The sequence below is a fragment of the Ktedonobacter sp. SOSP1-52 genome (assembly GCF_016587395.1).
In genome coordinates this window covers 748,842-773,360 of record NZ_BNJH01000002.1, presented here as the reverse complement: position 1 = coordinate 773,360, position 24,519 = coordinate 748,842, and the positions used below count along the sequence as shown (strand labels likewise).

Below are 24,519 nucleotides of genomic sequence, written 5' to 3'. Positions count from 1 at the left end.
TAGAACGCTCACTGCGTATTTTTTGTCTTGATGGATAATGTTAGGAATGAAATCGCGGATAAGCTTATTATATTCTTTTGTGTTGATGATTGGCTCTTGCTCATCTCTCTCTCCTTTTTGTTAAAGGGCGAATAACTGGATTTTGTTGAGCTTCTTTGAGTGCAGCGACAATAACTTCTCCGTCTGTAGTTTCCCACTTGGCGGGAGCGCTGCGTACGTGTCCAATCCAAGCAGAAGGGTTATTGCGGTTTTCAAAAATGGTAAGCTGGTCGCGTAAGTGCTTAATCGGTATGCCTGTCTCGGGTGTAAGGCGAATGACAGGCTTAACCTTGAGGCGACAGGGAAAGACATCATTTTTCCAGATAGGAGTAGTATCTATAAAAGCTTCTGAGACAACTTCTAAAATACCGATCAGGCGAGAAACGCGTGTTAAATAACAAATGAGATAGTCTCCTGGTTCGATCTGTTGAACGATGCTCCACCGACTTTCACGAAAGCCAGAGATTTCTCCTCCTACATTAAGAAATTCCTGCCAGGTTACCTCGGTATAAAGTTTTAACCAATAAGTAGGTATACCCATTTCTTAAGACTTTCTTCTTGATTATTGACGCGTTAAAATGTAAGAATATTTGCTAATTGTACTTCATATAATAGAAGCTTAACAAGTGTTTGCTAGGTACATTGTATTTTTGTGGTTTCAAGCGAGAGATCCGTGGGCGCCTTCCCGCCCTTATTCGCCGCTGTCCGCCGGGTAGCTCCCCATGCGGTCCGAGGGGATTCATCGCCCGCTAGCGGATTACGATGTCCGCTGGCGTCCGGCGGCTTTGCCGCCAAAATTGGCGACGTGAGGGGTGCTCTCCCCCGAGTTCCCGATGAGGCATCCAGGCAGTTGCCAGCGAGTACGACCGTACTCGTGAGCCAACAGAGGAAACTATCGGGAGATAGTTTATCCGCCACCGATCCGCCATAAGCTCTGTTGGATCCGCCACCGATCCGCCATCGATCCGCCACCCGATCTGTCTCTTGACTTGCCAATGCAATGCTCGTACCCTATCTGTTGATACCCATCCTGATGCTGAGCGGGTCTTCATCGATCTGATCCGCAAGGCCCCTGTGGAGAGGCGGTTCAGGCTCGTACAATCGCTGACCCAGAGCACGCTGTGGGCGAATATTCGCTCCTGGCAAGAACGTTGTGCAGGGAACACTGAGCAGGAGGCTGCGGTACGCTTTGTCTCGTTCTCGTACGGGGAGGCGCTTGCTCAGCACGTACAAGCCGCATTAGAGAGGCAAGAGCATTGGCACCTGCAGCTAATTGATCTCGCCTCCGTCGCGCGTTCTGTGCTCTAAGCGTGTGAGAGGGTGCAAGCCCCCTGCTACCTTGGCGGCTCGATTGCCAGTTCGCTTCACGGCATGCAGCAGATGGCTCAAGATATTGTTCTTCTTGCCGAGCTTGACGAACAAACCCTCCCGGTAGTGTTGCAAAAAATTTAAAGCTCAGCAAATTGAAGTACACTCGAGCACCTTTCACCAGGAAAAGATGCAAAACATGCGCCTTTTCTCTGCTGCAATGATTCTTATGCCGTCATTACCCGCTCCATTTTCTCAGCTCAAATTTTTTTGCAACATTACCGAACGTGAGACCCGCGATCTCAATTTAGATGTACAGGAAGATGATTCTCTGTTACAGGAGAATGTCGTGTGAACACCATGTCTATCGTTTCAAACTCCTAGAGTTTCTGTATTACGATCAGAAACAACATTGGATGTTGAGGCGCTCATCTGAAGCTTCTCCCAGTGTGGTAGTTCTTCCGCATCTTTCGTGCTCAGTGACGACTCCCCACGGCTACAAGCCGGGGGCTTCTGGAATGACTCGGCTGTGTCGTCCCACAGCTTGAAAACCATCAGATAAGATATTAAGGCTGCCATTGTGGTCGCGGTGGATGACTAGACCGCACTGAGGGCATTCGTAGACCCGCACAGACAGCGGCATCTGCTGGCGATGACCACAGGCTGAACAGGTCTGACTCGTATAGGCGGGGTTCACTCGCACCACTTGCCGCCCAGCCTCCTCCGCTTTGGCTTGCAAGCGCGTGAAGAACATCGACCACGACGCATCGGCAATCGACTTCGCCAGTTTCGGATTTTTCACCATATTGCGCACGACCAGGGCTTCCACCACAAGCAACCCGAACCGCTTAATGAGGTGGCAGACCTCTTGTTCAATGAAGTTCTTGCGACGGTTTCCTATCCGCTCATGGACACGTGCCACTACCTTGCGCTTCTTCGCTCGTTGCTTGCTCCCTTTGGGCGCTTTGGAGAGCTTGCGCCCTGCGCGAGCGAGCGCCGCCTCTTCTGCGCGCAAAAAGCGCGGATTGGCAATCTCTTCCCCGCAGGACAAATAGGCAAAGGTTTTCAGCCCGACATCAATGCCGACCGCTTCTTCAGAGGCAGGCAGGAGCTTGCTGATGATTTCTTCTTCCTGCATCTCCACACTGATCGAGACAAACCATTTCCCGGTCGGGGTCCGTTTGACAACGGCCGTCTTTGGCGTCCCTTTGATGGCCCGGTGCCTCACCATCTTCACATGCCCTAATTTCGCCAGAACGAGGGTTGCCTTGTTCTTCTTGCTTGCTGGCAGAATGTTGAAGCTATTGCCATATTGTTTAAAGGTCAGTGAGTCATAGCGAAAGCGTGACTTAAACCGGGGATGGCCTGGTTTTTGCCCTTGCTCAACCCGCCGAAAAAAGTCGTCAAAGGCCCGATCCACCCGCTTGACGACATCCTGAAGCACCTGCGATGGCACCTCATTCAATGCCGGGCACACTTCCTTGCAAGCGGGCAACTCTGCACATTGATGCTCATAGGAGAGGGAGACGCCGGCCATGCGATAGGCACTTTTGCGTTCATCGAGCGCCGCATTGTAGACCTCACAGCACAAGCCGAGCCACGCTTCTAGCTTCTGTATTTGCTTGCGGCTGGGATAGATGCGAAAGAGATACGTTTTTCTTGGTTTCTTTTCGGCTGCTTTTTTCTGCATGTTCAGTGAAGTCGTAGCCATGCTTTTGTTGCTCAATAGAGTGTTTGATGATGCTCAATGGAGCACTGCCAAGCGTCCCGACGAAGTACGAATTGGTCCACCATGTCAGCAATTTCCGTGATATTTGGGACACCAGACCACGTGAGAGTGGCAACGGTAGAACACGTTCCAATTGCTTTTGTCTGTCTTGCCCATATCATGGAGTATACAGCAGAAAGCTATCTCCTGTCAAGAACATGTGTTCGCGGAACGAACTTCCCCTATTCCCCTTCCCCAAAAAGGAACGCGCCTTTCATCCCCATGGCTCAAGCACAGGGGCTTTCAGGCGCGGTATTTGGGTAAATCCAATGTCCTGGTGCAAGGCACATTCAGAGAACAATGAGTGTACTTTGCTTCTAAGAGATGATCAAAGTCAGCTGAAAAGCAGTCCTACCTCTCACCAGCCGTTTAAAGCTTGTATCTCTGTATTGCTGGGTATGAAATCTGAGGTGAACCCTGTTGCGGACTCCGTCAAAATGGATTACCCTGAAGTAACAGAAGTACATGGCTGACGGAACCGATATCCAACGCCAGTGATGGTTTCGAGATAGAGAGGGTGCCTGGGATCGACTTCCAGCTTGAGACGCAGGGTATGCAGGTAGACACGAATATAATCCACTTCTTCGTGATACCCTTGCCCCCATACAGCGCGTAACAACGACTGATGAGAGAGCACCTTGCCCCCCATTGCGCATGAGCGTGAAGAGCAACGTACACTCAATAGGAGTGAGGTGAAGCATCTGCCCACGAACGACGACACATCGCTCTGCGCACAGCAAGCGAATCTGGCTGTCCTCACTTGCCAGCACTGAGCAAGGACCGATGTATCTCGAGGCTTCACAGGAGGATGCCATAGACGCTCGATAGCGCCTGGCATGGCCGTGTAAGCGTGCGTAGAGTTCCAGCTTGCTGCAGGAAAAGAAGACATAATCGTCGGCACCAGCATCAAGCATTCTGACGATGTGCGCTTCCTCCTCCAAGTCGGAATAGATCACCAATGGCGCGCGAGGCGTGATCTGGCGAATTTGCTGGATATCCCGTGCGTGAGTACAGCAGGCAAGCCAGACATCGGGTTGCATCAGCCGGACCGTCATGGTGGAGGCACTACTCTCCAGATGAGCCAGATGTGTGACCTTGAAATGGTCTCTTCGCAACTTTGGCCGCAGCATGCGCGCTTCTTCCTGCTTGCAGAGGAGAAGGAGGCGAGGAGGGTGGATCTGCGGGGTCTCTATGGCGTATCCTGTGTTCATGGGCTGTTTTTCCCTTTCTTTCTTCGGTAAAGCTGTACTCCCGATTTTGAGATACGCAAGCAGAAAACGTCTATGTATACGATATGAAGACCAGGGGTCGTCTCATGATGCTCTTTGCTGCCAGATCATCAGGTTCTGCTTGTGAAGGATCCGGATGAAGCGCTCGACGTCATCAAGTGTCAACCCAAGCAGATGCGCAATGTCCCGGGAGGTCCGCTGCCCATTGCTGAGCAAAAAGACGTGGCGCATACGGACCGGCAGCGAGGCAAGAGGTGCTTTCTCAACAGGGACAGTATGGAGGGGAACACGAACTATTTCTTCAGTATTTCCGCTGGCGGTGAAGGTCGATGGACGATGGGCATTTCTTCCAGGAATGTTTTGCGGTTGCTCCTGCCAGGAATATGGAGTATGCATATGCATAGCGCTGCCTCTTCTCTCTTTGCTTAAAAAATTATGTTTGTCAATGCAACCTCTGTGTTTCAGCGCGGTTTTCATTCCCTTACGGAATGAGGGCTGTCTTCTTGAAGATCTACGAGATGCCGTGGTATCAACAGGACTCTTCGTTCTCCATCAAGGGTCGCAGCCACTTCATAAAGCGCAGGCGTCGTTCCTGACGCAGGGAGAATATCCACTAGCTCTGCTCCGAGCAGGATCTCAGCCGAAGAGATGGAGGTTTGCTGACCAGAAACGGTACGGAAGAGGAGGTCTCGACGTGGAAACAATCGGTATATTCTTCCTTTTACCGCTCTCTCTGCCTGTCTCTTGCGCTTCATCTCGCTTACCCTCTTTCCCCAAGAGCTGTTTGTGGCTGCTCACTTTCCGTTGCACTGCTCGTCTGGGAGAGGGCTTCCTCAACGGTCTGAAGCAATTGTTGCGTCGTCACTGGCTTGGCAAGATAGAGTTGGGCTCCAGCCAGGCGGGCTTTGAGCCGATCAACGACTCCGTTGTAGCGCGAAAGCATCACGATTGGAACCCGTTTCCAGGCGGGCTTTGAGCGCAGATAGCGCGCAATCTCGTAGCCGTTCATTTTGGGGAGGTCAATGTCGAGAATCAAGAGAGCTGGCAATTGCGCACCTGGCTGTTGAAGGGTGCGTATTGCTTCTACTCCATCGGGGAAACTTTGGACAACGTATCCTTTCCGCTGGAGAGCAATTTCCACAATTTTGCGCACGGTCGGCGAATCGTCGATGACCAGGATCATGGGGCTCATACACGTCTCCTCTGAACATATTTTTCGTTCCAGTGAGGAGTGTAAAAGAAATTTCGTGCAGAAGAAAACTTTTTTTGTGCCTATTTTGATACCATTTAACCTTTTTTTCGCGCTTTTTTTGTGGAATTGAGGCCTCAATTCCAGATGTTGGTTCATAATTTTGTGTAGGAAGTGCTCTGCACCATTACAAATCTTCAGTCTTTTACTGTTTTTAGCCATTTTTTTACGTCTTTTTGAATTGAATAGAGGTTCATAATCCTGTTTGAAGTGATAAAGTGCCTCCAGAAGCCAATCCATGTGCAAACGCCTTTTCACACTATATTTGCATCAGTTGTGGTATACTCTTCCAAAAGAAACATATGTTCTCCTTGTTGTGGTTCAGCCTCAGAAGGGAGAGAAGAGGGTTTTTATGGAAGAGCTGAGTGGAAACAAGAAATCGAATGTGCTTCAGCCAGCGGGGACGTTCCCAAATCATCTGGATCACTTCATTCGCCATCTGGGGTTGCAAAAGGCACAGCTTGCCAAGGAGTTAGGCGTTAGTCCTGGAACACTCTCTCACTATATTACTGGTCGCCGTGCAGTACCCGATGATCGCCGTATCCTGTTTTCGAAGCTTCTGAAGAGAAGTATTGACGATCTATTCCCTTTTCCGGAAACTATCTCTGAACTTTCATCGTCTCAGAAATTCAATGCAACAAATAGGCAGCAGGAACCAGTAAACATAAGTGGTGCTCATGATCAAGGAGGCACACTTTCGCTTTCGGCACTAGAACAGCTTTCAGCTCATAATGTGAATCTTTTACATGAATGGTTAGTTAATAGTTTGGAGGATGGAACGCGATTACGCTGGCAACTGTATTACACGGGTAGGAACACACTTACCAGCGATGGGCTTCTCAACCAAATTCTCAAATTAGAGGTTCTGGCTCAACATCCACGAGAGAGAGCGATCATTCAGCGGATGCTTGCGCAAAACTACCAATTAGCAGGAAGCCTTGCTCGCGATCGCTTTCAATACCGCACTGCCAATGACTACTTTCAGAAAGCGCTTCACGCAATTGATAAGGAAGATTTCCCTGATATGGCAGCAACAGCTATTGCTCGACAGGGCCTGGTCTATTTGCGTCAGGGACACATAGACAAAGCCCTTCCACGTTATCGGGAAGCTGCGGTGATCGCACATCATGCGGCCCCTTACATCCATGCCTATGTCCTTTCTGGTTTAGCGGAAACCTATGCTCGTAAAGGAGAGCGAGATCTCTGTTACCAGACATTGGATGAGGCAGAGCATGACTTGAGGCGTGGATATTATGTGCCTGAAGAAGATTTTGCCTATGTGCAGCCGTCACTTCAATCCTTAGAAGATGCTCGTGGTGAGTGCTTTATTCTCCTTGGTGAAATACAGCAGGGACTCCACTACTTGCAATCTGCACAGCAACAGTTAGATGAGAAAAACAGCCGCAATCACTGCCGTTTAGTGATGCAGCACGCAGAAGCCTTTCTTGCCAGCGGGCATCCTGACCAGTGCGTTCGGTATGCTTTGGAAGGACTTCAAATAGCTTGCACAATAGAGAGTGCCAGTAACATCAACTGGGCGCGCGAAATTTATGAGAAGTTAGTGACCTCGAAGTGGCATAAAGAAAGAGTTGTAAAACAATTGGCAGAAGCTTTACTTCAATAAAGAAAGAGGCTGCAATGTTACAACAGCAACGACAAACTCCTCTCTACCTGAGGCATACGCAGCTTTCTCTAAGCAGGGTTGGCGTAGGCACCTGGGCGATTGGAGGAGGGTGGGGGCCACAACCGGAAGCTCAATCCTTACAAGCTCTGCACGAGGCATTAGAGCAGGGATGTTTGCTCATCGATACGGCAGCCCTCTATGGGAATGGGCGTGCGGAGAAAATCGTTGCTCAAGCGTTTCGAGAAAGCCAGAAGCGTGTCACCACACTCACAAAAATTTACCCACTACACTACCATTGGTCACCCTCTGCTGGAACGCCCATGCGCGATATCTATCCACCTGAACACATTATTGCTCAAGCGGAAGCGAGCTTGCGGCGGCTCGAGACCGATTGTTTGGATTGTTTGCTCTTTCAAACGTGGTGCCCATCCTGGGGAAAGGAACGGGAGTGGTATGATACCATGTGCCTGCTCCAAGCACAGGGAAAAATACGAGCTTTTGGTATTTCTGTGAGTGATCATCGCCCCGATGATGCCAATGACGTGATTGAGGCGGGACTCGTGGATATTATCGAGGTTTCCTACAGTATTCTCGATCAACGTGCGGCAGAGCAGCTCTTCCCTCTTGCGCAACAGCACAACATCAGTGTCATTGCGCGTTCTCCGTTGGCCTCGGGCGCTCTCACTGGAACATGGCACGAAGGCATGAAATTCCATCGGCAAGACTGGAGGCGACGTGTCTTTCGAGGCGAGTTATGGAGGCAGACCCTGCAACGGGTTGCCCATCTACAAGATCGACTCGATACCTCTTTGCCGCTTGCACAGATTGCGTTGCGTTTCTGTCTCAGCCATCCAGCCATCACAGCCGTTATTCCCGGAATCAGAGCCGTCGAGCAGGCAAGATGTAATCTGGCTGTCCTTCATCAGGAGCCACTTTCACAGGAAGCGCTTGCAATCATCAGCGCGTTGTGGAAAGAAGAATTTCGTTATCACGTGCGAGTGAGTATCGGGGAGGAAGGCGAAGGCTAACGGCGTGGGAAAGATGAGTACGATCCATTCCAATGAAAAAGGTGTGCTCTATTACGCTGTCTGTGCTTCTCCACCAGCACAGCAGGCTCAGGACTTTGTTCGACTGGCGAAAGAAGGCGGGTGGGATGTATGCATCCTGGCAACGCCTCGGGCAACAAAATTCATGAATATTCCTGTGCTCGAGCAGCTTTCAGGTCATCCTGTCAGAAGTGAATACAAAACGATAGGGACGGCTGACATCTGGCCAAAGGTGACCGCAATGGTCATTGCACCAATGACGCTCAACACTACGACGAAATGGGCGCAAGGGAATGCTGACAATCTCCTCTTGAGCCAGCTCTGTAAGGGGCTTGGCTTGGGGCTTCCTATCGTAGCTGCTCCTTGTATTACAGATCCGTACTCACGGCACTCAGCCTTTGGTCGTAGCCTGACCCTGCTTCGAGAATGCGGCGTTCACATTCTCTATGATCCCGACAACTATCCCGCTCCAAAGGTTGTCCCCTGGGAACAGATTCTTGAAAGACTAAATCAAGCAGCAGAATAGCAAGATGCGCTTTTCATGCGACTACTCTATAGGAGTTGTTTGATGTCTCTCCAGACACAGCCGCTAACTGGTCACTTCATGCGAGAACATCTGCTTCATCAGACAAAGGCATATGAGATAAGTATCCAATATTCAGCAGATAGAGCAGATCGTAGAATTCGTGCGACTTCCTCGTATATATGCGTCAACCAAGGAGGATATTCGCAACTGTGCAATTGACTTTGAGCGAGTGGACACCTTCGTTCACGAAGGCAATACTCTGCTCCCCAATTTTTGGGCAAAATTACCAAATTTTGATCCTGCTGTTAAACCTAAATGGGGAGAGGATTGCGCTCATCAACGAAGATGGTTAGCAGAGAACCATGTGCCACCATCCGACAAGGAGAACGAAGATGACTCTGCATGCCAATACATCCTTTGCTATCCCTGAAGAAACTGTTCGTGTCGCCCATGCGGCCTATCCTCACGGCAATATCTATCTGCAGATGCGTGAGGTCTTAGGACCCATCTATCACGATCAAACCTTTGCTCATCTGTTTCCCCACAATGGCCGGGCGGTCGAAGCTCCATGGCGTTTGGCCATGATCACCGTCATGCAATATGCTGAAGAACTCTCCGACCGGCAAGCGGCTGACGCCGTTCGGGGCCGCATCGACTGGAAATACATGCTTGGACTCGAACTGGCTGACCCAGGCTTTGATGCTTCCGTCTTGTCCACCTTTCGCAAGCGACTCGTGCAAGGCAACGCCGAACACCTTTTGTTAGAGATCCTCCTCGAACGGTTGAAAGAGCACAAGTTGCTCAAAGCAGGCGGGCGCCAGCGAACCGATTCCACGCATGTCCTAGCAAAAATCCGCGCCATCAATCGAGTGGTGTGTGTCGGAGAAGCCATGCGTTTTGCGCTGAGCGGTCTGGCAGAGGTTGCCCCCCGCTGGCTCGTCTCCTGGTGTCCTGAGCACTGGATGTATCGATATGGGGCACGGTTTGAAGATGCGCATCTTCCCAAGACGCAAGCCGAGCGCCAGGTTCTTGCGGAGGCTATTGGACATGATGGTGAAGAACTGCTAAGCGAGATCTTTGCCCCAACCGCCCCCGCCTTCCTCCGTGACCTTCCAGAGATCGACACGCTTCGACGCATCTGGATACAGAATTATGTGGTCGTGGATGGAGAACTGCACTGGCGAACGACCGAAGGCATTCCCCCACCGACCCTCTTTCTCAGTTCCCCCTACGATCAAGACGCTCGGCTTGCCAGAAAAGGGGGCATGGCATGGGTCGGATACAAGATTCACGTGACGGAGACCTGTGATGAGGACACCCCTCATGTAATCACCCATGTCGCGAGCTTGCCTGCCCCTGCTCCTGAAGAAAGCATGCCCTTGCTCATTGAAGAGCAACTGCGCCAGCACGATCTGCTGCCAGCCGAACATCTCATGGATGCAGGCTACATCACGGCCGAGACGCTAGTAGAGGCGCAAGAGCAGTTTGGCGTCGAGATCGTCGGACCAACACGAGCAGGAGCCACCTGGGAAGCAGGGATTTCCAAGGGCTATCCAGCCAGCGCTTTCGCGATTAACTGGGAACAGCAACAGGCGACCTGTCCTCAAGGAAAAACGAGTCGGTCTTGGTCTCAAGGCCTCGACTGCTGTGGGCATCCGGTGATCACGATTGGCTTTTCCCGATCCGATTGTCGCCCATGCCCCGCGCGAGAGGAATGCATCACGTCGAAAGCGATCGCGCGCACTCTCCAAATTCGCACGCAGAAACACTATCTTGCCTTGCAGGCGGCACGTCGGCGACAAAGCACACCTGCCTTTTTGAAGCGATACAACGCACGAGCAGGGATTGAAGGGACGATTTCTCAGGGGGTACGAGCCTTTGGCTTGCGCCGCTCACGCTACATCGGCTTACAGAAAACACACCTGTTTCATCTGGGCATTGCGGCTGCTATCGATCTTGTTCGGGTTGCGGCCTGGTTGAATGGCGACGAACCAGAGCACACCCGCCAATCTGCTTTTCTTCGCCTCATGTCTCCTGTCTAATCCTGTTTAACAGCAGGATCAAATTTTTGTATTCTATTATTTGCAGATTTGCGTTCAACAAATCTGTGTAACGTTTGTTAATTCCTCCAGCTACAGCGCTCTTAAGAGAAACATACTCAGAGAAATGTTGTGTTGTGTGAGGAACGCCTGCATTTCTCCTGCTGGAGGGGTGTCCTCATCTTTTCTGGGAGAGAGGTAATCAGCGGGGTGTTCGTTGGCAGATCATGGGTTCCTGGCGTGTGCTATCAATGGTCGCTTCTGTGCCCAGGTGTTGGGGAAACCCAAACTACCTTTTTATACGCCAAAAAGACCGGCAGAAGGGCGTTTAACCAGTAATTATTGTCTATACAGCTGCCTGGCAGGATATGTACCTACACAAGAGAAGGAGTAATCGATGCAGCCGTTTGCCTGGAATGATTTTTACACCAGTACGAAGAATCGCCCGCCCTGGCCGCGTCTGGTTCGGGCAGTGGAACTGCTGAAGTGTGGCGGTGAGGCGTTAGACCTGGGATGTGGTGCTGGCCGCGATACACGGTATCTACTCGCAAGCGGCTTCCGCGTAACAGCTGTTGATCAAGAATCCGTATCCTTGGAACTTCTTGCCGATCTGCCACCAGATCGTCTTCATCGTGTACAGTCCCCGTTTGAGGATTTCCAATTTGGATACTATGACCTGATCAATGCTCATTTCGCGCTCCCTTTTATAGGTCGTGAACAATTTCCCCTTGTTTTTGCCCGCCTTAAGGATGCGCTCAAACCTGGTGCGATCTTTGTCGGCCAATTCTTTGGGAGAAACGACTCCTGGAATACTCCTGAAACCCATATGACATTCTTCACCCGCCAACAGGCCCTGGTGTATCTTGACGGGTTAGAGCTTCTCGAGTTTGAGGAAGAGGATCAGGATGGCCCAACGGCGGTTGGGAAGCCGAAGCACTGGCACGTTTACCATATCATTGCACGCAAGGCTTGACCCTGTCCTGATCTGATGGTTCTTCGACACTATAAGGGGGAGCGTTGTGGAACAGGCGGCTGACAAGGTACTGATAACTCGGCCCTTTCTCATCAGCTCTTCCCTAGATCACGCAAGCATGTGGCTTTCCAGATGAAGTTCCGCTTGACGGTGGCTGAGAGCCTGGAAGTCTCGTCTCCCTGATGGCGGACTTCGGAGAAATCAGTTGAAGGTGAGGTACTTTCCCAACGACTGAAGAGATAGATCGGCTGTTCATGCTCATCTCATTGCTGTGGGGGCTAGGAACAAATCTACCCACCTACTCATCTCGATCATTCTCGTTATAGACAGTGAAGTGTCCAGACTTTACCTCATGTAAAAAAAGAGCCTGGACACTTATGAAATCTACGGTTTATTATTCATCTGGTTGTGCATCTTTCCAGTCGGAGGGAGCTTCGATTTTTGCTTCTATCCCGGCATGTTCGGCCAGGAGATACAGCAGGTTGCTTCCACTCAATAGTTCAATAGGTTTTCCTTCAGCAAAATCGTAGGACGCTTTGCCGTAGCCACTGGTCGTGACGAGGATGCCTTTGGAGGCACCCTCGTTTTGCATAGTCCCGAAAAGATCACGTACCGCGCTGACGCCTACTGTGTTCTTATAGCGTTTAGCCTGGATGACAACCTTACCGCCAAAGATGGGCCGTGGATCAAATGCGACACAGTCAACTCCTCCATCGCGTGAGGCCTGGGTTTGCCGTGTTTCCAGACCCATCTTCTGGAAAAGATTGGTGATGAGCCCTTCAAACTCCATAGGGGTGAGGTCCATCAGATTGACGCGCTGATCCAGGCCAGAGAGGACATCAGTGCTCTCAATGAAACGCGGATCGACCATGTTGAGTTCCATGACAGGGCGTACAGGCGCCAGCTCGGAAGGACTTTTCGAGACGGAGGCATTGAGCCCCTTGAGGCAGGCTTCAGGTTCAACCTGTTTCAGGTTCAGTCTGTTGAAGGTGTCATGATTCGTGCGAACGGTCACGAGACAGGTGCGCATGGTATGTCCAGTTCCCCTGTCAAGGCTCTCTACATAGCCATTAAAGACGACCGTTTCAAGAACGCCCTGGCGATCAGCGGTAAAGAGCTGGTACAGGCTCCGTAGCACAACCTGGGCCAGGATGGAAGCGTAAAGTGCCTTTCTTTGAGCTAATGGACGAGCAGTTTCAGTGATGGCGTCTTTCGCTTTGACGTATTTATAAGCGCTGACTGCTGGCACCACATCAATTGTTGGCAGATCATATTCTACAATCAACTGTTTGGACTCAGGCACGTAGGCAAGTTTTGCCTGTTGTGGAAAGTCCTCTGGATACTCGCTAGAAGAAAGTATGAGCGTGAAATAGTTGCTAATGGCAGAAGGTAATTTAGCGTCAAGATCGCGTTGAAACGTATCTATTTCCGCATGTTGCTCCAGGATTTTCTGCTTTTCAGCTTCTACCTCTCTATTGTGAAGCATCTGTGCTGCGGCCAGTGCAGATTGCCGTCTCTGCTCTCGTGCGGCATGCTCTGCAAGGAAGCTTTGGTATTGAGCTTGTAACCTCGCTACTTCCTGGGCATGTCGTTCTTTTGCCCCTGGTACGAGTTTTTGCAGTCCGCTGGGTTCAGGAGGGATGATGGGTGGTGGCGGTGGTGGCTCCGCATTGAGCAGGTGTGTGGACTGGAATACGGGTAAATTAACTGGCTGCTTGAGGCTTTGTAGATCGATAGCGTGTTCAATAGTAAGGGCATCTTGTAAAATAGTTTGCAACGACGCAATAGTCTGTTCAAGCTGCTCATTTTTTAAAGTGACATCAGCTAATCGCGATTGTTCATAGAGTTTAGCTCTCTCTTTGGCCTCCAATTTTGCGGCTTGTTCATACGCTTTGCGTGCTTGCTGAGCATTTCTTACTGCCTGTGTTTGTGCGCGTTGCTGCTGACGCAGTTGCGCAAGTCGCTGTCGTTCTGCCTCGCGCTGCATGCGGGCGAGACTACTTATAAATCCACTTCTTCTTGCCATGATTTTCCCTCCTAATGTACGTTTATATGCTGTTTTCTCGGATTTTAGTTGTGAAGTTGCTACCGCGTGCTCACATTTTTTACGACCCAGAGGAGAATACCGGGATTGCCGCCATCGCCGATAATGCTGGTACGCAGCTCTGCGGCGAGCAGACGCGTGATGTTCTCTCCATGGGCGAGCTTGTTCCGTTTCCTGGAGATATCTTCCTGACACATGCGTTGGGCTATGACTTCAAGTTCGTTATCATTTCCGCCAGAGTCCTTGACGCGTTGGAGTAAGAGATTCCAGTTGTATTGCTCTGTCCGCAAGTTTTGGTAGATGTAGGGAATAGTGCCAAGCGTGAACTTTTGCTGTAGCCGAAAGTCTCTCCGACGTGGATCATAGAAGCGGCGTTTCAATTCACTCTCAAGCGTGCGGCAGAACTGGACGGCAGGCGCGGCCCAATCTGGTAGCTCCGCTCTCTGGAAGGCTTTCCAGATGTACTCGCCGCTGATTAGCGAGTCACGGTTCGTCTGGGTCAGGCAGGAGGGGTCATGCTTCCAGTGCCTGGTGAAAACCCAGCGTTCAAACTCCTCTTCGACATCTTCTGTTTTGGCGAATTGCTTCACATATTGCTCGGTAACATGAGCGATACCATTGATGACGCGAGTGCGAAGAAGCTCAGCGCGCTCCTCATCTCCGTTCTGTTCTGCCAATTGCAATAAGGTCTCGCCACGCTGACGAAGCTGTGCTGTTTGTTGCGCGAGCTGTTTTTCGTCAATGGCACGTACAACGAAGGGTGGCAGGATGGGCTGATCGATAACGTGGCAGAGGCGAGCGTTTTGCAGGCAATCAGTATCGGCATTGACGACGTCAAAGGTGTGCGGGCCAATATGACGTTTTGGGCAGAGCACCAGTTGTGAGCTCTGAAGCGTGTTGCTGGCATTAATGGTATCCCGGTCTAGCATGACGCCTTGGCAGATGGGTGCTGGTCGCTCAGGCAAGTGCTGAACCGCCAGGTCAAGGATCTCGCGTAGACGCTCCTGTAGATCATCTAGAGATTGCGTGGGTTGCAGTTGGTAGAGGTGAACAGACTGAGCGCTGGCCCCTGTACTATTGTACTGCTTGTTTGCCTGTTGGATAACGCGGGGAGCCTCTTCATTGCCAGCCTGCTCTGGTAGTTGCGGGAAGAGCAGCATGCCTATGTGGGCATTGAGCAAGGTCATATCGCCCAGGAGTTTTTTGATGGGAAGATGGGTATTGTCGCCATCAAGGTTTCCCAGGTAGTACTTGGCGTCGAGCAGAACGGGTGGTTCGCGCCAGATAAGCTCGCCTTTGTGGCGAATCTCTAGCGGCTCGGCACGCTCAATGGCATAATCTGGACGCGTAGCGGGACTATTCTGCCAATCGCTCTCATAGCCACTGGCGGTATTGAGCTGGCGGTTATAATGCAGGCGGAAGCGCCGCCCCTGCCAGAGGAAGGTCGATTGTAGTTGGTCTGTTGCGATCTGAACATCCTGGCTGGCGAGCAGATTATTATCTGAGAGCAAATGTAGGATCTCTAACACGATCCAGAGCTCGTATAGCCAGGCGTCGCGTTTCTCGTTGTCGCGCTCGCTATTGAGGGTAAAGGCGGAGAGGTCGATGGAGCGCCCCAGGCGGAAGTTTTGAAAGCGTTGCCACCAGGCCAGCAGGTCGCGGTAGGCGCTATTACCGGGGGGGAGGTGAGTCGCGACTTCTTGCGAAAGCTCGTCGAGATTGACATGTTTTGCCTGTTCCGCCAGGAGTCGAGCATAGGGAGCCGCCAGCTCGCGTTCAGTTTGCTCCTCGGCACTTACGAGGATGCGCTGCTCCTGAATACTGAGCTCTTCATCCAGGAAGGGCTCTTCCCTGGTAAGGCGTAACTCTTTCAAGTACCGCTGGAGGATGGCGACCGTCAGAAGATTCTCGCGTGTCTCCAGGCTGCGCTGGCGTAGGCGCGTGGAGAACTCCAGGGGCGGTTGACCGGGAGCTTCGTTCCAGCTTCGCTCCAGGGTACGGCCCCAGTCGATATTCCCACGCAGAGGAGGCTGTTCCACGAGGCGCTGGTGCTCTGCCTTAAGACTCAGCGAGCGGCGAATGCTCGGCATGATGTTGTTGAGCAAGTCATTGCTGAGTGTGTAGAGCTTTAAATAACGATCATATTGTTGCCAGAGTGGCTCCTGGGGCAATGTACTGCCTGTATAGAAAAGGCGAAACTGGTTGCGAAATAATGTCTCATCGTGCTGTAAAAGCAAGCGCACCACGCGCCGCTGGAGATGCTGGGTCCAGGCGGCAGCGTGGGATTCGCCGTTGTGTGGTGTTGCCAGAGATGTTTCTTCTGGAAGCATGGGCTTATGTGCTTTCTCGTTTACAAGCCGCGTTCGGCTTTAAAGGTGCGCAGACGGCGGGTGAATTGTGGTAGAGCTGGTAGTTCGTGATCGAGATGGAAGAGGCCTTTCAGGCGTTCGGTGGGCATGGCGTGCGGAGCCTTAGCAGCAATGCTCTCTATTTCGGTATCGGTAAGGTAGGGCTGACCCTGTTCGTCGCTCACGCTGCCAAAGGCGAGAAGCTGGCGGTAGAGGCGATTATGCGTGGTTTGCCCCAGGTCATCGTGATGGCGTTGTAAGGCGGCCTGAAAGGCCTCACGCTCGCTGGTCAGGTAGAGCAGCAAGACTGTGAGCTCATCGGGGAGAAGCACCTGGAGTTGGTCGGCGATGGTGTCGCAGAGCGCGGCATCCAGCGCTTGTAGCCACTGCTCTGGCGTAGTATAGCCCTGGAGCAGGCCCGCGATCAGCATATGGCGTACCAGTGTAATGGCCTGGGCCGTGCCAAGCTGGCGATAGATGCGAATGACCTCAAAAATGTTCCAGGCGACGGCAAAGACTTCCTGGAAGGGGAAATGATGTTTCTCATCCCAGAGCGCGGCATATCCCTCGACGTCGTCCGGGCCAATGGAGAGGAAATCGTTCCAGGTGAGCCATTGGTCGTCATCGATGGTGATGGTGTGGAGCGAGTTTTCTACCTCCGTTAAATGACGGACCTTCTGGAGGGCTTTATAGAGCACAATGCCCTGTTCTGCTTCGCGCATGGCCCGCGTCGGGGGCAGGATTTCGATAAATGAGAAGCGGCGTTTGAGGGCCTCGCTGATCTGGTTCAGGTAGTTGCGGTCGAAGCTATTGAGCGTCCCGATGATACGGAAGTCCTGTGGAATGGGCAGTTCCGCGCTGCCACCCTCAATATTGACGCGCAGGTGATCGTTGGTGCTCAGCGAGGTCATGGCCTCGCCCAACGCCAGGTCGATGGGTGCACGATTGAATTCATCGATGACAAGCCATTGCCCCTTGAAAGTCTGGATGGTGCTGCGCTCCAGGCTGCTGGAGGCGGAGACGCGAGCACGGCGCAGGCTGACATGGCTCCATTCCTCTGGTGTTGCGCCCTGGAAGGACCAGTTCTTCTGGATCGTCGCGGTTAAATGGCCAAACTGAACTTTATAGCTGACCGTCCCGTTTTTGCTGACCGGCGCGATGTTACTGATGAGCGTGCGTGGCGTCCAGTCATCGGTCGCCGTGACCAGGCGCGTGGAATAGGCGGTCTCTGTGCTCAATTCGGTCAGATCGAAGCTAGCGGCTGTACCGTTCCCGTTCTGAGAAGTGGACTTCTCGCTGCGCCAGAGGAGTTCAGGGATAAGGCGGGCCAGCTCGGTTTTGCCAGTTCCGGGAGGGCCTGAGAGGATGACATGCCCGGCGAGTAAGGCATGATAGATACGCCTGATCACCGCTTCATCCACCAGGATGTGACGCTGTACCTCGTGGATGAGCCTGCTGAGCAGTGGCTCGGGCGTTGTTTTGAGTGGCTCGTTCGGGATGATGAGTTTGGTGTCAAATAATGGACCCGGCGTGTAGCTATCTCTTGTCTGATTGCCTGACCAGCCGCCAACGCGTTCCTGAACGTGACCAGATTGAGTGGACGTATCTGTAAGAAGATCCGAGGGATCATCTTCTTTAATCAGGGTGTTCGCGCCTGCCTTGTTATCCTGTTCCTGTTGCAGAACCCAGTAGAAGAAGAACTCGCTCCAGTAGGGAATAAAGTCGAGACCGGGAGCGCGTTTGAGCAAGACGTGATGGGCCTCCAGAAATGCCTCGTAATCCAGGGCTGTGGTGATGTCGATGGTGGTCGCGTTGAGCTTTAGACCTGGAACCTCGGGAATAAAGCCTGCTTTAATGAAGCGATTGAGCCCTTTGCGGATGCCCTCGCTACAGCTAATCACGCCTCCCTCGGGATCAAGCCACAGCGCGAAGAGTGAGATCATATACGCGCTATTTCCAGGTGCGACGATACCGCCACCTGGCTTGCCTTCGTGTCGCAGGCGTGTGCGCTCTTTCAAGAGAAACTGATAAAATTGTTCGATTTTGTGGCCAACGGTGCGGGCATTGAGCCCTTGAAGGATCTGGCGGAATTCGTTGGCTGGACCTTCACTGGCGTCGTTATGGTTCTTGCCAAACTTGTTGAGCTCCATCATGAAGCGGCCCTGGGCGAACCAGATTTCTGCTGGTCGCAGGGCTTTTCCCAGCCGTTCACGGAAATCAGAGAATGATGTATGACCCTCGATGAAAGCGTAAATAATGGCCTGAAGGACGGGGAAGGTTGGTTTGCGCTCTTCTATGAGCTTTTGGGCTTCCTCATGATCGGCTGTATCTGCCAGGTAAGACGTGACCAGTTCGTTTAGCGTGTTTGCCATACAGGTGGTGTCTTCCAATCTATGTATTTATAGGATCACTTTGTGCATAACTGGTTGACCTACTAAAAAGATGTACCAGCTATGCGTTGTCTGGGTGAAAGAAGGCCAGGCTTGCATTTTCGACGGTTGGGACAAGAACGGAACGATCCAGGTAGCGGTTGCCTCGCTCACAGGAGGTCTCGGGCGCGAACATACAGGCATGGCAGGCTGCCCCGTGCAGTGTGGCATCATCCAGGCGTGCGTGCTCGGCACATAGGGGATCTGAGGCGCAATGTTTTATTTCATCCAGGGCTCCCTCCAGGTGAAAGGCCAGGTTTTTGCCGAGGTTTACCAGTCCTCCAAGTGTCCCTTCACTATCGCTGGCAGAGGTATAGAGGAGGATACCGGCCATGGGACTGCCATCTTTATCGCTTCCCTGGGCATAAATGCGCTCGCGGATACTGGCTGCGGTATAGCCGCTTTCGAGCGTGAGCTGACGCATCAGGGCATGCGAGAAGGTATGGAGCAGCACATAGCGGATATCGGGATAGTTGGCTTCAGCGTCAGCGATGTTGCGTGCCTGGCGCCAGCGCTTATGCGCGGTAAAGAAGGTCTGGTTATGTTCCTGAACACGTGCCTCTTCTAACCAGCGTTGAATAGCCTCTTCTCGGAACTGAATGAAGATACCCTCTCCTCGTACCTCAGAGGCGGGGACCCAGCTTGGTTTATTGCGGCTGAGTGGCATGATATGGTCACGCGGAAGCTTCTCATCTTCAATGTAGTCACTGAGCGACTCCAGGCGGGTAAAGCCAGTGAGGGCACGGACCTCACGCAGGCGCTCAACCAGGACGATCTGGCTAATAGAGTCGCAAAACTCTTCAGGCACATTGGCACTGCTGACCTGGAAATCCAGGTCTGGTTTGACGCCCTCGGGATTGATGAGCATGTTCCACTCGGGGCGTTTCAGGTCTTTGACTTCAATGGTGTCCTGCTCTTCTGGCACGGCTGTCTTTTGTTGAATGCGCTCCCAGATCGCTTCGTTGCTATATTCCTGGTAACGAAGGTCATGCTGGACTACTTTGCGGAATAAAGCGACCTCCTGGAGGTTTGAGACCGCTTGCCAGATATTCCAATGCTCATCAATGAGTTGATTGATAGGATTATCAGCGGTAGGGAGCGAGAGCGTATTAAAGACCAGTGGAAACCAGATATTTGAGGCGGAGAGCAGCACGGTTCTCGCTTGAAGCTGGCAACGCTTGGTCTCAAAGTCGCGTAGATGGGGGCGGCGCCCACGACACTCCGGGTGATATGACTGGTTTTCGTCACTATTGAAGGCCTCTGATATGGGCCTGGGTTTGGTATTACAGGTATCACATTTGACGACTGTGTCAGAAAATTCGCCGGAAGCCCCCCAATGCATCATCCGTAAAACAGCCTTATTGCAGATTCTCCCGCCATGCACAAAGTGGTTCCAGGGAAAGTCATCGAGATGACCCGCGTCACAGGCGATCATGTAGCGTACAGGGATCACGTCTGGTCGATTAGCCTTGGGGCAGTTCTCGTGCACATAGCGCACCTTATCCGGTCTGTTGGGGGGCGATTTGAGCGTGAAGTAGCCGTCGTCAATGGAGGCCAGTAAGCTGCACCAGGGACAACGCATCCAACGCGGGAAGGGTACGACGGGAATGCCCGTGAGGGCTGCGGCGTATGATTGGGTCGGCCCTGTTTCCTCAGTGGCTGGTGGCGAAAGGAGTTGTTGTACCTGTCCTCCCAGGACGCTTTGCACAATCTGGAGCAGGCGATCCTCCGTGATGACCTGGGCGTTTTTCATGTTCCATTCGTCAAGGCCCATGACGAGGGTTGAGAGGCGTGGCAGATCGATAACGGCTCCGACGCCATAGGTAAAGAGCGCCTGGCTGGGTCGAATGGCTCCTACATTATATCTTTTGTGTGATGTATTCATGCTTGCTATGCCTCTTCTAGTTTGCTGCTTCTGGCTGGGGAGTCGCTGGGAGCAGTTCGCCCAGACTGTTCTCATCGAGGACCAGGTTCACCGTTGGCTCGACATCACGGAGTGAGTTGAGGCAGGTGAAAGGCTCCCAGTAGCCGCGTTTGGGATGCTTAAGTAAGCCCTGCGTAATACCATTTCTCTCTGTCTCATAGCCCAGGCTGGGGGCCTGACTGCGCTTGATCCAATAACTTTTCAGCTTCTCCAGACTTTCGAGGAGATGATCAACAATTTCAGCGTCTTCAGAGATTTCTCTGGCCCGTGAGTAGATGTAGTCGATAGCCTGGTTCAGGATCTCCTCTTGTTCCTCTACCTTACCTGCGGAAATGTTCGCGTTAAAATCGGGTCCTTGCAGGCGCACCAGGCTGGTGAGCAAGGCGGCAAGCCCGCGGTCAAGGGCGCGGGGCGCGAAGGGCGTGACGGATATGGCTTCGACTTGCTGATAGAAGGTGGCGTGATAGTGTTCGAATTGCTCATAGTGTGAGAGATCGCGGGGCCGGTTCCAGTAGTAGACGACGCATACCAGACCAGGGGTATTACGGCCGACGCGGCTGGTTGCCTGAATATATTCGGCGGTTGTCTTGGGTTGGCCACTCACGGCCATCAAGCCCAGGCGGCTGACGTCGACGCCGACTGAGATCATATTGGTGGCGAGCAGGATATCAATGGGCTTGCCTGAGCCATCACTACCAAATCGTTTCTCCAGGCGGTTCAAGACCTCGGGAATTTCACTGGAGTTCTTGCGCGAGGTCAGCTCTTCGACACTGGGACTCTTACGTCTCTTCAGGCCACGTTTCTCGGTTTCTCGTAGCAGAGAGGTAATATCATCCTCGACCAGGCGACGCATGCCTCCCAGGTCTTTAATGGCGTTAAAGTAGCCGACCAGGGTCATCCAGGGATCGACGAGGCCACCATATTTCTCGAAGAGGGTCTGAGCTGCCGAGAGAAGCGCCAGGTAAACGCGGATGTGCGCGGCCTTAATACGGCGGCCATTGGCGCAAATGCCCAGGTAGCGACGCCCTGGCTTCTCTGGCGAAGGCTGGCGCTGGCGCGAGAAGAAGTTGTCCTCGATATCCAGTCCCTGAGGTGGGAAGATGTTGACCTCGCGCATATAGAGCGACCGAACTTGTTCGCTGGCACGCCTGATGGTCGCGGTGGCGGCGATGACCTTGGGGCGCACGGATTTCCCATCTACCTCCCAGGTAGAGAGATAGTCAATGGCATTCTCATAGAGTCCAACCAGCGTCCCGAGTGGACCAGAGATGAGGTGGAGTTCGTCCTGAATAATCAGGTCGGGGGGACGTAGTGGCGCGTGATCGATAGATCTGACAGCCTCCAGGCTCTTTTTTGTATTTTTGGGATGGCTATCGCTATCCTCCAGGCTGGGGGAGCGGAAGCCGTGGCGCGGACAATATTTATTCACCCGGCCAAAGAGCATCTGGGTCTCGCCCTTCCAGGGGAGCTGCGCGAACTTGTCGACGGTCGCGATAAGTAGGGAGGGGAGCAAACGATAGATCTCTTCGTCGACGACCAGGACAGGCAAGCCTTCTTTGGGTGACTGTTTATAGCTAAAAGGGCATTGGCCAAAGGCGCTTCCACAGTAGATGAGGGTGCGACCGCGGCCCTCGTTATATTTCTCGACGAAGATGTTCTTGCCCGCCTCGATGGGAGAGCCGCACCAGGGGCAGTGCGTGAGCTGACGAGGGCTACCACTTCCACCCGCGCCGTTATATTGTCCGCGATCTTCCGCGCAGGCCTGTGCACTCTGCTCGGTAGTGTTGGGGGTGGAGTTATAGCCGACCCAGAGCCCGAGGCGGAACGGCGTCGTGCCCCAGATCTCAGGATTGATCCGGCGCTGTGTCTCACAGGCGCAGATAAGGGCAGCGGCACGTTGGAACTGCTGTAATGTGAGCAGGCGCAGGGTATAGCGCATGATGACAGCGATTCCATCCATACCGGAGTGGCCTTCAACAGTGCCTTGCAGACGACGGATGGCGAGGGTATAGGCGGTCAGGCCGAGGTAGGCCTCGGTTTTACCGCCACCGGTGGGAAACCAGAGCAGATCGGCGATCGCGCTGGCTTCACTGCTGCGGTCAGGATGCTGGAGATCCGTGAGCGCGGGTAGGTTCAGCAGGATAAAGGCCAGCTGGAAGACGCGCCAGGAGCGGTTCTGCGGTGCATTAAAGTCGTTTGGTGTGAGCTTCTCGTTGCCGCTACTGCGTTTCACCGCTGAGAAGATCGAGCGGATACGTTGTAGCCACATGGCGCGGTTCATGAAAGAAAATGCCTGCGCGGCGTCTGTGCGTGTGGCAATCATATCGATGCCCGCTTGAATACGTGTCAGAGTCTGGCGGCAATTGTTCAGGGCTTTCGAGGCCGGGCCTTCATAGCCTTCCAACCTCTGGAGGGGATCGGTGATGCGTTGTTCCTGCTCATCAATCCACTGGGCGTAGGCCGTGACCAGGGGAGCCAGCTTCTGCGGTAGTTCCTCAAGGGGCGTTTCCGCGAGCTGGAACATATCTAGCTCGAGTCCCGAGAGTGTGGGTATTTCGTTGGTGCTGGGCGGCTCGGTCTGGGGAATATCATAGCTGGGGATAAAGGTGGTTGCCAGGCGGATGGCGCATGTTGGGTCGCCGTCTAGCGTCTCGGCATGGACGCTCACGCCATGGCCAACGGCGAAGCTGACATGGTGACGGTACAACATCGCCATGGCCTCGCTTTCTTCAGTGGCATAGCGGTGGTCAGTGTCACGTTGCTGAAAGATCGGGCGCCCTTCGGGAGCTTCAACGATGAGTTCCGGCTGGAAGATCCAGGCCGTGTCGCGGCGCGTGGTCGGCTCCTCTTGACCATTGATGAGAAAGAGGGTCACTGTCCAGTTCTTGCTTCCCCGGTGCATCACACCTTTGACAAAGACCTTATCCTGCTCTGCATCGGGTCGCCAGGCCTCAATAGGACCATCGCGTAGCGGCAAGAGGCGAGCATCTCCGCCACGCGGCTGGCGCTTCCAGACCCAGACCGGTTTTTCGCTTTCCTGACTTAAGGCGCTCTCTCCACGCATATATTGGCCCCAGCGAGCTGTGACCAGAATGGCGCGCGCGCTAAGATCGACGCTAAAGCTCATACCAATGGAGGAAGGCAGGAGGGATTTTGCCTGGATGACTTCATTGGCCTCGTCTCCTTCTTCACCCGGATCTTCGACTCCACCCAGCTCATCCAACTCCTCGGGAAAGGTCTGTAGCTTATCGGGGGCCAGGGCACCGACAAGGTAGCGGTCGCGAACGCGCGACTCCTTGATCTCTTCCTCAGAACCACCGGCTGGTCCCAACAGGTCTCGCAAGACCATATCCACCATCTCGTCCCGTACCTCGTATTGTGTAGGCAAGGCGGAGGAGAGCACGGACTTATCAATGATCACAGTGCTGTCAGCGTCGGGCTGGACAACTGGCCGGATGGGTGCCTCTTCTTCGTATGTGTTCTCCTCGCTGCTCTCGGATTGCTCAGGTCGCCAGACCTCGGGCGCGGGAAGGGCGGGCTGGCGCGTGAGCGTGGGCGCAGGTTCCGCACCATCGAGGTCGGGAAGCAGCGTGAAGGCGTCAAGGATAATGGGTACCAGGGACTCGGGAACAGTATCGATGCCGAGAAACTCAGAGTGCTCATCGAGGCTCAGTCCCTGGAGCAGGGGTATGAGCGTCTCAGCACGAACGCCGGACGCGACGTTGCCCCAATCGAGGCGTATCTCTCCTGCGCTCAGGCGCTCATTGAGTCGGCTCAGTTCGTGTTCCGAGAGTTCTTCAGAGAGCTGGATGATTTCCACTGCATTCGTCCTTTATGTCTGGTGGCGCTATCTCAGGGCTCAGCTTACCGCGTCCGACGGTCTTAAAGACCGGTAGGGACCCGGTTTACCGCGTCCGAAGGCGATTAATCGCCTGTGGGCGCAGCCCGAAACGTTTCAACCGCACTACATTGG

General features: G+C 53.1%; 18 protein-coding genes. 6 read left to right on the top strand and 12 right to left on the bottom strand.

Going from position 1 to position 24,519, the window contains the following annotated elements:
- Window positions 1–100: 100 nt before the first annotated feature.
- Together JMJ16_RS18980 and JMJ16_RS18975 are read right to left on the bottom strand one after the other, a co-directional pair.
- Window positions 101–580, bottom strand: coding sequence for an EVE domain-containing protein (locus JMJ16_RS18980; RefSeq protein WP_201384003.1), 480 nt, complete (start codon window positions 578–580; stop codon window positions 101–103).
- A 92-nt stretch (window positions 581–672) separates the two neighbouring features.
- A complete protein-coding gene (locus JMJ16_RS18975; RefSeq protein WP_201384001.1) occupies window positions 673–1,011 on the bottom strand; it encodes a hypothetical protein in 339 nt (112 codons plus the stop codon).
- Window positions 1,012–1,023: 12 nt separating this feature from the next.
- Here JMJ16_RS18975 and JMJ16_RS18970 point away from each other — a divergent pair, with 12 nt between their 5' ends.
- The gene (locus tag JMJ16_RS18970) at window positions 1,024–1,347 is read left to right on the top strand and encodes a hypothetical protein (protein WP_201383999.1); all 324 of its coding nucleotides are present in this window, start codon (window positions 1,024–1,026) and stop codon (window positions 1,345–1,347) included.
- Between the two features lie 496 nt (window positions 1,348–1,843).
- On the opposite strand, the gene JMJ16_RS18965 is transcribed toward JMJ16_RS18970, so the two are convergent.
- The 5 genes from JMJ16_RS18965 to JMJ16_RS18945 all read right to left on the bottom strand — a co-directional run bounded on the left by JMJ16_RS18965 (window position 1,844) and on the right by JMJ16_RS18945 (window position 5,536).
- Complete coding sequence (locus JMJ16_RS18965; protein ID WP_236601623.1) at window positions 1,844–3,058, bottom strand: transposase; 1,215 nt, start codon at window positions 3,056–3,058, stop codon at window positions 1,844–1,846.
- Window positions 3,059–3,557: 499 nt separating this feature from the next.
- Window positions 3,558–3,752 carry a helix-turn-helix domain-containing protein gene (locus JMJ16_RS54460; RefSeq protein ID WP_236601622.1) on the bottom strand — a complete coding sequence of 65 codons (195 nt, stop codon included), beginning with the start codon at window positions 3,750–3,752 and terminating at the stop codon, window positions 3,558–3,560.
- 676 nt (window positions 3,753–4,428) lie between these two features.
- Window positions 4,429–4,746: a hypothetical protein gene (locus JMJ16_RS18955; protein WP_201383997.1), complete on the bottom strand. Its 318-nt coding sequence runs from the start codon at window positions 4,744–4,746 to the stop codon at window positions 4,429–4,431.
- 71 nt (window positions 4,747–4,817) lie between these two features.
- Window positions 4,818–5,048 carry a hypothetical protein gene (locus JMJ16_RS18950; protein WP_201383995.1) on the bottom strand — a complete coding sequence of 77 codons (231 nt, stop codon included), beginning with the start codon at window positions 5,046–5,048 and terminating at the stop codon, window positions 4,818–4,820.
- Between the two features lie 56 nt (window positions 5,049–5,104).
- Window positions 5,105–5,536 carry a response regulator gene (locus JMJ16_RS18945; RefSeq protein ID WP_201383994.1) on the bottom strand — a complete coding sequence of 144 codons (432 nt, stop codon included), beginning with the start codon at window positions 5,534–5,536 and terminating at the stop codon, window positions 5,105–5,107.
- A 409-nt stretch (window positions 5,537–5,945) separates the two neighbouring features.
- On the opposite strand from JMJ16_RS18945, the gene JMJ16_RS18940 reads away from it, so the two are divergent.
- The 5 genes from JMJ16_RS18940 to JMJ16_RS18920 all read left to right on the top strand — a co-directional run bounded on the left by JMJ16_RS18940 (window position 5,946) and on the right by JMJ16_RS18920 (window position 11,801).
- On the top strand, window positions 5,946–7,217 hold the full coding sequence (locus JMJ16_RS18940) for a helix-turn-helix transcriptional regulator (protein WP_201383993.1): 1,272 nt from the start codon (window positions 5,946–5,948) through the stop codon (window positions 7,215–7,217).
- 14 nt (window positions 7,218–7,231) lie between these two features.
- Window positions 7,232–8,245, top strand: coding sequence for an aldo/keto reductase (locus JMJ16_RS18935; protein WP_201383992.1), 1,014 nt, complete (start codon window positions 7,232–7,234; stop codon window positions 8,243–8,245).
- Window positions 8,246–8,258: 13 nt separating this feature from the next.
- The gene (locus tag JMJ16_RS18930) at window positions 8,259–8,789 is read left to right on the top strand and encodes a flavoprotein (RefSeq protein WP_236601621.1); all 531 of its coding nucleotides are present in this window, start codon (window positions 8,259–8,261) and stop codon (window positions 8,787–8,789) included.
- Between the two features lie 392 nt (window positions 8,790–9,181).
- The gene (locus tag JMJ16_RS18925) at window positions 9,182–10,831 is read left to right on the top strand and encodes an IS1182 family transposase (RefSeq protein ID WP_201377692.1); all 1,650 of its coding nucleotides are present in this window, start codon (window positions 9,182–9,184) and stop codon (window positions 10,829–10,831) included.
- 394 nt (window positions 10,832–11,225) lie between these two features.
- Complete coding sequence (locus JMJ16_RS18920) at window positions 11,226–11,801, top strand: bifunctional 2-polyprenyl-6-hydroxyphenol methylase/3-demethylubiquinol 3-O-methyltransferase UbiG (protein WP_201383991.1); 576 nt, start codon at window positions 11,226–11,228, stop codon at window positions 11,799–11,801.
- Between the two features lie 394 nt (window positions 11,802–12,195).
- Here the strand turns inward: JMJ16_RS18920 and JMJ16_RS18915 are convergent, their stop codons facing one another.
- The 5 genes from JMJ16_RS18915 to drmA all read right to left on the bottom strand — a co-directional run bounded on the left by JMJ16_RS18915 (window position 12,196) and on the right by drmA (window position 24,366).
- Entirely contained in the window at window positions 12,196–13,827 is a 1,632-nt protein-coding gene (locus JMJ16_RS18915; RefSeq protein ID WP_201383990.1) for a restriction endonuclease, read from the bottom strand.
- A gap of 59 nt (window positions 13,828–13,886) precedes the next feature.
- The gene (locus tag JMJ16_RS18910; RefSeq protein WP_201383989.1) at window positions 13,887–16,175 is read right to left on the bottom strand and encodes a hypothetical protein; all 2,289 of its coding nucleotides are present in this window, start codon (window positions 16,173–16,175) and stop codon (window positions 13,887–13,889) included.
- 20 nt (window positions 16,176–16,195) lie between these two features.
- On the bottom strand, window positions 16,196–18,565 hold the full coding sequence (locus JMJ16_RS18905; protein ID WP_201383987.1) for a MoxR family ATPase: 2,370 nt from the start codon (window positions 18,563–18,565) through the stop codon (window positions 16,196–16,198).
- A gap of 79 nt (window positions 18,566–18,644) precedes the next feature.
- The gene (gene drmB / locus JMJ16_RS18900; RefSeq protein WP_201383985.1) at window positions 18,645–20,507 is read right to left on the bottom strand and encodes a DUF1998 domain-containing protein; all 1,863 of its coding nucleotides are present in this window, start codon (window positions 20,505–20,507) and stop codon (window positions 18,645–18,647) included.
- Between the two features lie 16 nt (window positions 20,508–20,523).
- Window positions 20,524–24,366 carry a DISARM system helicase DrmA gene (gene drmA, locus JMJ16_RS18895; RefSeq protein WP_201383983.1) on the bottom strand — a complete coding sequence of 1,281 codons (3,843 nt, stop codon included), beginning with the start codon at window positions 24,364–24,366 and terminating at the stop codon, window positions 20,524–20,526.
- Between the last annotated feature and the right edge of the window lie 153 nt (window positions 24,367–24,519).

Excerpts from the sequence above, each read along its gene's own strand:
- JMJ16_RS18915 (WP_201383990.1), bottom strand. The coding sequence starts at position 13,827 with ATGGCAAGAAGAAGTGGATTTATAAGTAGTCTCGCCCGCATGCAGCGC.
- JMJ16_RS18980 (WP_201384003.1), bottom strand. The coding sequence starts at position 580 with ATGGGTATACCTACTTATTGGTTAAAACTTTATACCGAGGTAACCTGG.
- JMJ16_RS18955 (WP_201383997.1), bottom strand. The coding sequence starts at position 4,746 with ATGCATATGCATACTCCATATTCCTGGCAGGAGCAACCGCAAAACATT.
- JMJ16_RS18965 (WP_236601623.1), bottom strand. The coding sequence starts at position 3,058 with ATGGCTACGACTTCACTGAACATGCAGAAAAAAGCAGCCGAAAAGAAA.
- JMJ16_RS18925 (WP_201377692.1), top strand. The coding sequence starts at position 9,182 with ATGACTCTGCATGCCAATACATCCTTTGCTATCCCTGAAGAAACTGTT.
- drmB (WP_201383985.1), bottom strand. The coding sequence starts at position 20,507 with ATGAATACATCACACAAAAGATATAATGTAGGAGCCATTCGACCCAGC.
- JMJ16_RS18920 (WP_201383991.1), top strand. The coding sequence starts at position 11,226 with ATGCAGCCGTTTGCCTGGAATGATTTTTACACCAGTACGAAGAATCGC.
- JMJ16_RS18940 (WP_201383993.1), top strand. The coding sequence starts at position 5,946 with ATGGAAGAGCTGAGTGGAAACAAGAAATCGAATGTGCTTCAGCCAGCG.
- JMJ16_RS18945 (WP_201383994.1), bottom strand. The coding sequence starts at position 5,536 with ATGAGCCCCATGATCCTGGTCATCGACGATTCGCCGACCGTGCGCAAA.
- JMJ16_RS18935 (WP_201383992.1), top strand. The coding sequence starts at position 7,232 with ATGTTACAACAGCAACGACAAACTCCTCTCTACCTGAGGCATACGCAG.
- JMJ16_RS18905 (WP_201383987.1), bottom strand. The coding sequence starts at position 18,565 with ATGGCAAACACGCTAAACGAACTGGTCACGTCTTACCTGGCAGATACA.
- JMJ16_RS18930 (WP_236601621.1), top strand. The coding sequence starts at position 8,259 with ATGAGTACGATCCATTCCAATGAAAAAGGTGTGCTCTATTACGCTGTC.
- JMJ16_RS18910 (WP_201383989.1), bottom strand. The coding sequence starts at position 16,175 with ATGCTTCCAGAAGAAACATCTCTGGCAACACCACACAACGGCGAATCC.